At 71.9% G+C, this 9,765-nt stretch carries 10 protein-coding genes; 8 read left to right on the top strand and 2 right to left on the bottom strand.

Going from position 1 to position 9,765, the window contains the following annotated elements:
• Positions 1-311 precede the first annotated feature (311 nt).
• Positions 312-1,385 carry a hypothetical protein gene (locus tag OP18_RS45885; RefSeq protein WP_033366066.1) on the bottom strand — a complete coding sequence of 358 codons (1,074 nt, stop codon included), beginning with the start codon at positions 1,383-1,385 and terminating at the stop codon, positions 312-314.
• Positions 1,386-1,792: 407 nt separating this feature from the next.
• Here OP18_RS45885 and OP18_RS45880 point away from each other — a divergent pair, with 407 nt between their 5' ends.
• The 7 genes from OP18_RS45880 to OP18_RS45850 all read left to right on the top strand — a co-directional run bounded on the left by OP18_RS45880 (position 1,793) and on the right by OP18_RS45850 (position 6,455).
• Entirely contained in the window at positions 1,793-2,131 is a 339-nt protein-coding gene (locus tag OP18_RS45880; protein WP_033366143.1) for a helix-turn-helix domain-containing protein, read from the top strand.
• Positions 2,132-2,145: 14 nt separating this feature from the next.
• Positions 2,146-3,009: an ImmA/IrrE family metallo-endopeptidase gene (locus OP18_RS45875; RefSeq protein WP_033366140.1), complete on the top strand. Its 864-nt coding sequence runs from the start codon at positions 2,146-2,148 to the stop codon at positions 3,007-3,009.
• A complete protein-coding gene (locus OP18_RS45870; protein WP_033366063.1) occupies positions 3,006-3,629 on the top strand; it encodes a PIN domain-containing protein in 624 nt (207 codons plus the stop codon). Before OP18_RS45875 ends, OP18_RS45870 begins: the two co-directional genes overlap by 4 nt.
• A gap of 153 nt (positions 3,630-3,782) precedes the next feature.
• The gene (locus tag OP18_RS45865; protein ID WP_156090252.1) at positions 3,783-4,076 is read left to right on the top strand and encodes a hypothetical protein; all 294 of its coding nucleotides are present in this window, start codon (positions 3,783-3,785) and stop codon (positions 4,074-4,076) included.
• 46 nt (positions 4,077-4,122) lie between these two features.
• Positions 4,123-4,905, top strand: a complete 783-nt coding sequence (locus tag OP18_RS45860; RefSeq protein WP_052388343.1) for a hypothetical protein — start codon at positions 4,123-4,125, stop codon at positions 4,903-4,905.
• 72 nt (positions 4,906-4,977) lie between these two features.
• Complete coding sequence (locus tag OP18_RS45855; RefSeq protein ID WP_033366057.1) at positions 4,978-5,757, top strand: hypothetical protein; 780 nt, start codon at positions 4,978-4,980, stop codon at positions 5,755-5,757.
• Positions 5,758-5,858: 101 nt separating this feature from the next.
• On the top strand, positions 5,859-6,455 hold the full coding sequence (locus OP18_RS45850; RefSeq protein ID WP_052388342.1) for a thymidine kinase: 597 nt from the start codon (positions 5,859-5,861) through the stop codon (positions 6,453-6,455).
• Here the strand turns inward: OP18_RS45850 and OP18_RS45845 are convergent, their stop codons facing one another.
• Positions 6,456-8,684, bottom strand: a complete 2,229-nt coding sequence (locus OP18_RS45845) for a putative bifunctional diguanylate cyclase/phosphodiesterase (RefSeq protein WP_052388341.1) — start codon at positions 8,682-8,684, stop codon at positions 6,456-6,458.
• A gap of 102 nt (positions 8,685-8,786) precedes the next feature.
• On the opposite strand from OP18_RS45845, the gene OP18_RS45840 reads away from it, so the two are divergent.
• Positions 8,787-9,764 carry a glycoside hydrolase family protein gene (locus tag OP18_RS45840; RefSeq protein WP_033366054.1) on the top strand — a complete coding sequence of 326 codons (978 nt, stop codon included), beginning with the start codon at positions 8,787-8,789 and terminating at the stop codon, positions 9,762-9,764.
• Position 9,765 lies beyond the last annotated feature (1 nt).

The following is a 9,765-nucleotide window of genomic DNA, read 5'->3' as shown; positions in this document are numbered from 1 at the left end:
AGGCTGGATGGGCAGGTCAGCGTCCTGGTAGGTCAACGGTTGTTGTGAGTCCAGTCCTGGCAGTGTGGGGGTCAGGGGTTCGAGTCCCCTCGTCTCCACGGGTTCGATCACGGCGCTTCCTGCTCACGGGCAGGAAGCGCCGTTTCGCTGTGGCGCTCGACCGTTCCCCGCGCACGGGCTGCGCCCGTGCTCCCCGGTGGGGGAGCTTCGCTCCACCCACACCCCCTCAACACCGCACCGGGGCCGACGGGTCGGGACGGTCGATCTTCATCTCGTCGCGGCGTCGGTACGTGGTGAGCCGGCTTGACGGGCTAAGAAACGGTGTAGTCGTCCGCCGGCGTCGGGTTGTCCGCGGGCCGTGGGTCGGCCGACGTCCAGGAATGCCGGCCCTGATGCGTGGGGCGGCTGACCGGTCGCAGGAACCGCTCGCTGCGCGGGTCGGCCAGCCCGGCGAACCCGCCGAGGGTTGCCGCGATGCCGGCCACGACGGTCACGAGCATCAGCGTGCCGATCAGCTTGAGGTCGCTGTCGAGGAAGAGGCTGTAGCGCACGCCGGTGGCGATGGTGCGGGTGGCCCAGTACAGGGACAACGCCTGCAGGAGCAGCAGGAGCAGCCCGGCGATCCGGGCGATGTTCGCCCCGTCCGGACGGCCGCGCCCGGCGGCCCACGCCGCGCAGCACGCGCCGGTGGCCGCGACAGCGATCGCGCCGGCGCCGGCCAGGAAGATGAGGCCGGGGGCGCTGACGACGTCCGTCAGGTCGACGTCCGGGAGGCTGTCGCCGATGGTGAAGACAGGCCCGGCAAGACCGAGCACGCCGCCCACCGCGAACCGTGACACGGCCGCCCGCAACGGTGCCGGCGGTCCGGTCCGGCCCGCCTGCCCGATGCCGGCCTGGTCGGAGCCGGTCGCCGCGAACGCCTGACGGGCAGCCGGGACGCCGAGGCTGACCGCCGCCCCGGCCAGCGCGATCATGGCCACCAGCACACCGAGCACACCGACCCACGCCGGCAGGCCGATCCGCACGACGAAATCCCAGCTGCCCAGCAGGCGCCCGCGATTGACGTACAGCACCAGGGTCACGACGGACCCGACGCCGCTCAGCCACACCAGCGCGGCGCGTCCGGCGTCCCGGCCCGCCAGCACCAGCCCCGCGCACGCCAGCAACCCCGCCACCAGCAGGGTCGCCGGCAGCATGGTCTCGAGCGCGGCGGCGGTGAGCAGGGTCTCGCGCGCGTCAGCGGGGAGAGGGTGGAGGTCCTGGAGGAGCGCGTGAGTGTGCTGGACTCCGAGGTAGGTGCCGTAGAGCAGGACCGCCAGGCCGAGGACGGCGAGGCCCACCGCGCTCAGCCCGAGGGCGACCGGGGTGCGCGAGGTGCGGTGCATCCGCGCACGGTACAACCCACGCGGCTGCGGCCGCTGGTTTGCGGTCATCAGCGCCGTGCGGACCGTCGAACGGTGGCGGGCCGCTGACTCCGCCAACGCCCGCGCCCACGGTTCGGCTCTCACAGAGGCTCGACCTCCGCAACCAACGTGGACAAGATCCGCCAGCGGCGCCGCGCGCTCATGACCTGCGCTTGCATCGACCGCTAGAGCAGGACTGATCCCGGCGGTGCGGGTCAAAGGTTCGAGCCTCTCTTCCGGCGTCGACGGTCTGCCTCGGGACGGTTACTCGATTGGGAGCCATCAGTGGCAAGCCATCAGGGCCGGCTGTCGACGCATGGCGCTGATCTGTCTGAGCACGTACACTGAATCAGGAAACGCAATCATGATTCAGTTGCGGGGCGGTGGTCATGACGAGCATCAACGTCGGTGCGCTGGTGGAGAAGGCGCGGGTGGCCGCAGGCCTGAGTCAGCGAGCCCTCGCCGACGCCACCGGCATTTCGCAACCCACCTTGTCGCGCATCATTTCCGGCGATCGTGTGGCGAAACTCCCGGAGATCGTGGCGATTTCGTGGGCGACGGGTTGCACGGTGGCTCAGCTGACCGGGGTCAGCTCGGTCGCGGAACGGGCCCAGTGCGCGGCTCGGGCCACCAACGGCTCAGGCATGGCGGACATGCGAGACGCGCTGCTGCACTTCCTCGAATTGGACGACTACCTGGACGAGCAGGCCGTCCCGGCGACGATGTGACGGCGGTGACGACGGTGAGCGCCGAGGTGGAAGGGCGTGCAGCAGCCGAGCGGTTCCGGGAGGCGCACCGGCTTGGCGGTCAGCCGCTGGGTGATCTCGTCGCACTGATCGAGCATTCGGCTGGCCTCGACGTGGCCGTGCTCGATGTGGGACCCGATGAACACGGCTTGACGATGCGGGACCCGAAGCGCGGAGCGGTGTTCATCGGCGTGGCCCGGACCCGCCATCCGATGCGGCAGCGCAGCACCCTTGCTCACGAGCTCGCTCACGTCGTGTTCGGCGACTGGGCGGACAACACCACCTGCGACTGGAGCGCGCCGTCACCGACGGAGAGCCGGGCCAACGCCTTCGCCCGGCATCTTCTGGTGCCGGTCGACGGGCTGAAGGCTTTGCTTGCCGGCACGCACCAGATCAACCTGGCCACACTGTCGGCTGTCGTGCAGTGGTTCCTGGTGTCGCCGCAGATCGCTGCCATTGCTCTCGAGCAGGCGGAGTACATAGACGCCGACACCAAACGCGACTGGATGTCCGTGACGGCTCCCCAGCTCGCCGTGCGGTTCGGCTGGGGCGACCAGTACCGCATGCTCCAGTCCGAAACCGACCAGCGGCGGGCGCCGCAGCGGCTGCTGGCCCGCGCCATCCGTGGCTACACCGAGGGGGTCGTCTCCGCGCAGACGATCGCCACCTTGCAGGGCATCACTGCCGCGCAAGTGTTGGCCGAGCTGCGCGAGGCCGGTATCTTTCCCGCGCAGCAGGCGGTCACCTGGGCGGATCCCGATGAGCTACCTGACGCCCGGGTCGATCTGAGTGCGCTGGAGGACGCGTTGCGGGTGCCAGAGGATGCCCATGAGGCAGCATCGGAGCTGGACGCGGGATGACCCAGCGGCCCATCATCGATGCCGGGCCTGGCCTGAACTTCTTGTCGATCAACCAGGAGCGGCTTCTCATCGCCTCGTTGGGCCGGCTCAGCGCTCCTGCCACTGTAGAGGCCGAGGTGCTGCGAAAGGCTGCCCAGGATCAGCGCTTCCGTCCGGCTGCGACGGCTTGGAAAAGGCTGACCCCACACTGGATCCAAGTCCTTTCCGACGATGTGACGCCAGAGCTCGCCAGGGTCGTGCACCGGCTAACCCAGCAGCCCATGGCCGAACGCCTGGAGCGCTCCAAAGACCTGGGCGAAACCATGGTGGTCGCCCATGCGGTCGTAGCCGCGGAGGCTGGTGCCAGCGTTGTCGTGCTGATCGACGACGGGCCTGGTGCCCGGGCCGCCACCGGCGAGATCCACCGTCTACGGCGGCTGCGGGCCGGCGGCAGGGGTGTGGGCTCGATCAGCCTGGCCAGCACACTCACCGTTCTGGAGAAGGCGGTGGCGACGGTACATATCCCGGACCGGGCGAAGATGCGCGACATCTACCAGCGCCTCCGCGGCCTCGACGACGGCCTACCACCCATCAGCAAGACCACGCTGCTGACCACCACGCGCTGGCCGAACGGCGCATGACCTCCTGGTGGTGACCGGTCGGCGGGAGCCGGCGGCGCGGGGCCGCGCGATGCGGGGGAGTGTGACGGGTCACCCCCGGTTGCGACCTTCACCCCGAAGGGGCATGTTTGAGTCATGTACGTCGTTACGCCAGCCAGCCGGGTGCGGCGTGGCGTGCGGCGGTTCGTGCTCGCGCTGTGCGCGCTGATCCTGGGTGCCGGGTTCAGCCCGGCGCTGCCGCCGTCCACTGTGGATCGCCCGGTGACGGCCGTCGCCGCGGTGCCGGTGGGGGCGGTGCGGGTCAGCTCGCCGGTGGTCGTGGACGTGGCGGTGGGGCTTCGGGCCGAGCCGGTGTATCCGCGCGCCGTTGCGGGCACTGGTCGTACCGTGGCCGCTGCTGTTGTCGTTCCTGACGGTGTCACCGTGGGCGTGGCCGCCGGACGCGCCCCGCCCCGCACCTCGGCCTGAGACGCAGACCCCCTCTCGCCGCTCGATCCCCCCTCGAGGTGCATCCATGGACGCCGCCCTGCAGGACCTTGCCCACGGCATGCGGGAGGCGCTGGCCATCTGGGCCGCGCTGCTCGCCGCCGTCGTGATCACGTTCGCCATCCTCTCGTTCCTCTCGAAGCGCCAGGACGCGCCGCGCGGGCCGTCGTGGTGGGTCAGGCTGCGCAAGGCGGTCCGGGACCCGGAGGCGGCCCGGGAGCGCCGGCTCGCGCTCGAGCAGCGCGAGGCCGAGGTGCGTGAGCTGCAGCGGTACCGGGACGAGCTGGCCGTCGCGGCGTCCCGCACCTCGGTGGTGGCGGCCCGGCGGCGCGAGGAGTGGGAGGCGGCGCAGCGCACGCGGGACGCGGCGTGGCGGGCGTACGAGGAGGCCGAGCAGGCGGTGCGGCGGCTGGAGCGGGCCAACGCGTTCCCGCTGCCGGAGGACGACCCGGCGACCCGGCGGCAGCATCTGGTCCGGATGGTCAACGCCGCGCACCAGCGGGGGGAGATCTCCGCGGCGCACCTCGCCGACGCGCTCATGCACCGCAACGGGTGGGACCCGACCGAGCACCCGTTCGCCCAGCAGCTGCGGCTGCGCAGGCTCGTGCGGGACCGGCTGTTCCGCGCCTACCAGCAGGCCTCGACCCTCGAGCAGGAGACCGCCGCGGCGGCGGACCTGGCCGCGTCCTCCAAGCGGAGCCTGGACGACGAGGCGTTCAGTGCCACCCTGCAGGCCAGCCTGCGGGCGACGCAGCAGGCGGAGGCGGCGCCGCGGCTGCAGTCGCTGACCCCCTCTTCGGTGCGGTTTTAGCATTCCCGACCGGTGCCCCCGAAACGGGTGGGACGCTTCGTAACGGAGGCGTTACAACCCAGGGGGCCGGTCATGGGCATCGAGCTGTCGATCATCGCGGGGCTGTGTTACGCCTCGTCCAGCGTCAACGCGACCGGCGCCGACCACCATCCGGTCACCGAGGCGGAGACGGAGCTGTTCGGCCTGTCCGGGGAGGCGCTGGCCGAGGCGGTCGCGGCCTGCCTGGGCGAGCCGCCGGACCTGGCGCAGCTCGACGGGTTCCTGCACCGCTCGCACGACTGGTGCCCGGTCACCACGACCCTGGTCGTGCAGAGCGCCTCCGTCACCGGTGTCGGCTCGATGCCGGTGAGCCTGCCGCTGACCGAGGACGGCGCCCGGCTGATGTGCACCGCCACCCACGTGTGGTCGCCGGCGGACGGGGTCAGCCCGACCGCCCCGGTCCGGTACTCGATCGCGTTCCCGGCCGGCGGCGGCGCCATGGAGTACGGCCACGCGTGGGGCACCGCCACGATCGAGTCCGCGAGCGTCGACCTGCCGCCGGGGCGCCCCGGCGACGAGGTGGTCGCGCTCGGCATGAACCTCGGCGTGCGCATCGTGTACGACGCCTACCTGTCCGGCGAGGTCGCCGTGCACTACCGCGACGGGCACCAGGGGCACCGCTACTGGGCGCTGGACATCGGCACCGTGATGGCGGCCGGTGGCCTGCTCAACGGGCGGCACTTCGCGGAGAACCTCAGCATCCGGTACCACGCGAGCACCCGGGTCGTGCACGCCGACGCCGACGGCAACCTGAGCACCCTGGCGGGCCCCGGCATCCGCACCGGCGCCGACCTCGCCCTCGCCGGCTCCTGACCCGGTGGCCCGCTCCGGCGGTGGGCGGGAGGTGCCGTGGCGCGGGTCGCAGCTCGGACACCTGTGCGAGCGACGCTGGTCAACGCGGTAGCCTGACCGCCGTGGATCTGACCGTCATCCTCGGGCCGATGAAGAGTGGCAAGTCCCTCGAGCTGGTGAGCCTGCTGTCGCCGCTGCAGTTCACCGACGTGCGGCACAAGGTGTTCCAGAGCGCCCGGCACGTGCGCGACGCGGGGGTCGTGTCGCGCAGCGGCGCCGCGCTCGCGACCGTGAAGGCGAGCTCCCTCGCCGCCGCGCTCGACGAGGACGTCGACGTGGTCGGCATCGACGAGGTGCACATGTTCGCGATGGCGGACATGGCGGTCGTGCGGACCCTGCTGGAGCGCGGCACCAGGGTCGTCGCCGCCGGCATCGACCTGGACCACCGCGGTGAGCTGTTCGCGCCGGTGCGGGCGCTGCTGGAGCTGGGCCCGGAGTCGGTGACCTACCGGCGGGCGGTCTGCGACGTGTGCCGCGGGTTCAGCGCCGTCTACACGCAGGTCCTCGAGCACGGCGAGCCGATGCTGCGGGAGCTGGCCCCGTCGACCGCGCTGCCCGACGACGGCACGTACACCTACGAGGCCCGCTGCCGCACCTGCGTGGTCCTGCCGGGGACGGCCGCCCGGTCCCTGCCCCGCCAGCAGCGCACTGCCGCGTAGCTACGCCGCGGCGGACGCCAGGGCGAAGGAGGGCTGCGCGACCGGGCGGCCGAAGTGGTACCCCTGCGCGAAGCGGTACCCGAGGCGGTAGAGCTCCCGCGCCTGCTCGGCGGTCTCCACGCCCTCGGCGATCGCGTCGAGGTTCAGCCCGTCGCTGACGTTGATGAGCGCGGTGGCGATCACCGAGTGCCGCCCCGCCATCGTGATGTCGTCGACGAACGACTTGTCGACCTTGAGGATGTCGACGGGGCAGGTCTGCAGCAGCCCCAGCGACGAGTGGCCGGTGCCGAAGTCGTCCAGCGCGATCCGCACGCCGAGCTGGTGCACGGCGTCGAGGGCCTCGATCGCCCGGCCGCCGCCGAAGACCGCCGTCTCCGTCACCTCGATCGCCAGGCGGTCCGCGGGGAACCCGGTCGCGGCCAGGACCGCGGCGACCACCTCCGGGAAGTCGGGCTCGGCGAGCTGCCGGGCCGAGACGTTGACCGACACCTTGCCGGGCGCCGCGTCGCCGAGCGTGGTCAGCCATGCCGCGCCCTGGGAGCACGCCTCCAGCAGGATCCAGGCGCCGAGCTCGACGATCTGCCCGTTCTGCTCGGCGACCGGGATGAAGTCGGCCGGGCTCATGAAGCCCAGCGTCGGATGGTGCCAGCGGATGAGCGCCTCCACGCCGACGATCCGGCCGTGCGGCAGGGCCACGATCGGCTGGTACACCAGCTGGAACTGCCCCTGGTCGAGGGCCTCGCGCAGCTGCGCGCCGAGCTGGGCGTGCGCCGAGGCACGCTCGTCGAGCTCGGGCCGGAAGCGCTGCTGGCGGGCCTTGTCCTCCTTCGCCGCGTACATCGCGACGTCGGCGCGGCGCAGCACCTCGAACGGGTCGCGGGTGCCGGCGGCGTCGGTGACGCCGATGCTCGCCTGCACGAGCAGGTGCTGGTCGCCGGCGAACACCGGATCCTGCAGCGCGGCGGCCAGCTCGGCGACCATCGCGTCGGCGGCCGCCGCGCCGGTGGCGGGCATGAGGACGGCGAACTCGTCGCCGCCGAGGCGGGCCACGACGTCGCCGGGGCGCAGCGCCCCGCACAGCCGCTTGCCGACGGCGGTGAGCAGCTGGTCGCCGACGGCGTGGCCGAGCCCGTCGTTGATCCGCTTGAAGTCGTCGAGGTCGATGAACGCGACCTGCGGCGGGGCGGCGCCGGCGTCGAGCTCGTCGCGGATCAGCTCCTCCAGGTACCGCCGGTTCGGCAGGCCGGTCAGGTCGTCGCGCATGACCAGCTCGCTGAGCTGGTCCGCCTGGTCCTGCACCTTGCCGACCAGCCCGGCGATGCGGACCACCACCAGCAGGAACACCACCACCGAGACCAGCCCGATGGCGAGCCAGTCGATGTCGCCGCCGAGGGCGCCCTGCACCAGCAGCAGCGCCGGCGCGATGAGCGAGGTGACCGCCAGCACCGTCAGCCGGCGCCTGGACAGCGCGGTGTCGGGCGCGCCGGTCGGCTCGTCCAGCTCGCGCATCGACGGGTGCAGCGCGGCGGCGCCGAGGCACACGTACGACAGTAGCCGCCCCGCGACGAGATACCCGCCGGCGACGATGTCGTGGGCCGAGACCAGCGAGTACGCCACGTCGGTGCCGAACATCAGCGTCATGCCGGCCGCCAGCAGCCGGAAGCCGGCGGTCTTCGCGGCCCGCCCGGCCAGCAGCCGCGCCAGCAGCACCAGCAGCAGCACGTCCGCCGACGGGTACGCCAGCGAGCACAGCCGGGCCGGCAGCGGCAGGTCGGCGGCCTCGGCGACCGGCCGCATCAGGAACACCCAGAACAGCAGGCCGGCGCCGGCGGCGGCGATGGATGCGTCGATCAGCCCGGCGACGTCCCGGCCGTGCCGGCGCATCAGCAGCCACAGCCCGGCCGCCAGCAGCGGGTTCGCGCCGAGGTAGCACACGTCGGCGAGCGAGGGGAACGGGGTGCGCCCCAGCACGTGCTGGTGGACGGCCCAGGTGACGTCACCGAGGATCAGCATGCCGAGGCCGCCGGCGAACCAGTACCACAGCGCCGGCCGCGGCGGCCGGTTGCGCCGCACGCCGACCAGCACCATCGTGACCGCGGTGAGGCCGATGAGCTCGACGCCGAGGTCGGTGGCGTAGGTGGCGGCGGGCAGCAGCGGGCAGGCGGCCGCGCCCAGGCCACCGACCAGCGACCAGGCCAGCCACGGCCGCCTGGCGACCCACGTCTCCACGGGTTGGTTATCGGCAGCGGTCCGGGTGCGGTTGAGGGCTCTGGTGGATAATACGTATTACCCTCTTGTGCTCCGGGTGTGGTGTTGCCGAGACTCGGTCACATGTCACCTGTAAACCGCCGCCAGGTGCTGGTCGGTGCCGCCGGTGTGGCCGGCGCACTCGCCATCCCCAGCATCGCCCCGCAGGCCGCCCACGCCGCCGTCCCCGCGGGCTTCCCCACCTACGCGTACCTCGGTCAGCCGCTGCCCGCGAGCCTGGCCTACAACCCCACCGGGGAGCTCATCTTCCCCTGCATCCGCGGCATGTACGACAAGATCAGCGGGGCCCGCGGCCGCTACTACCTCTACTACGCGCCGCACGACGCGCCCGGCGGGATCTGCCTCGCCTACGGCAACTCGCTGTCCGGCCCGTTCACCGAGTACCCGGCGAACCCGATCATCAGCCGCACCTGGTCGCCGTACTACTCGGTCAGCCACGTCTCGTCGCCGCACGTGCTGTGGAACGCCGCGACCCGGCAGTTCTTCATGTACTACCACGGCGAGAACACCACGACCCGCCTCGCCATCTCCAGCGACGGCATCCACTTCACCTACTACGGCACCGTGCTGACCACCGCGATGGTGCCGGGCACCAGCGAGACCACCTACGCGCGGGTGTTCGAGCACCGCATCGCCGGGCTCGGCAACACCTACGTCATGGTCTTCATGGGCCTCAAGAGCGGCCGGCGGATCTTCTGGGGCTGGTCCAACGACGGCAAGTCCTGGCAGTTCGACCCCAACCCGCTCGTCTCGCCCGCCGCCGACGGGCAGAGCGACCTGAGTGGCCCGCACCTGCTGTACCGCAACAACACCACCTACGTCGTCTACCACGGCAGCTCCGGCGACATGTTCCTCACCGAGGTGGGCAACAACTTCGACAAGGAGATCCACCTCGGCGTCTTCCACGCCGCGCTGTCCGGCGCGCCCGACAACAACCGCTCCGCCGCGCCGTCGTTCGGCACCGACGGCGGTGTCCAGTACATGTTCTACGAGGCGGGCCAGCGCTCCAGTACGAAGATCGCCGTCGCTCGCGCGGTCTGAC

It is taken from the genome of Dactylosporangium aurantiacum (assembly GCF_000716715.1).
Taxonomy (GTDB): Bacteria; Actinomycetota; Actinomycetes; order Mycobacteriales; family Micromonosporaceae; genus Dactylosporangium; species Dactylosporangium aurantiacum.
The sequence above is the reverse complement of the archived record's forward strand: the minus strand, read 5'-3'. Positions and strand labels throughout refer to the sequence as shown.

Excerpts from the sequence above, each read along its gene's own strand:
- OP18_RS45885 (WP_033366066.1), bottom strand. The coding sequence starts at position 1,385 with ATGCACCGCACCTCGCGCACCCCGGTCGCCCTCGGGCTGAGCGCGGTG.
- OP18_RS45880 (WP_033366143.1), top strand. The coding sequence starts at position 1,793 with ATGACGAGCATCAACGTCGGTGCGCTGGTGGAGAAGGCGCGGGTGGCC.
- OP18_RS45870 (WP_033366063.1), top strand. The coding sequence starts at position 3,006 with ATGACCCAGCGGCCCATCATCGATGCCGGGCCTGGCCTGAACTTCTTG.
- OP18_RS45860 (WP_052388343.1), top strand. The coding sequence starts at position 4,123 with ATGGACGCCGCCCTGCAGGACCTTGCCCACGGCATGCGGGAGGCGCTG.
- OP18_RS45855 (WP_033366057.1), top strand. The coding sequence starts at position 4,978 with ATGGGCATCGAGCTGTCGATCATCGCGGGGCTGTGTTACGCCTCGTCC.
- OP18_RS45840 (WP_033366054.1), top strand. The coding sequence starts at position 8,787 with ATGTCACCTGTAAACCGCCGCCAGGTGCTGGTCGGTGCCGCCGGTGTG.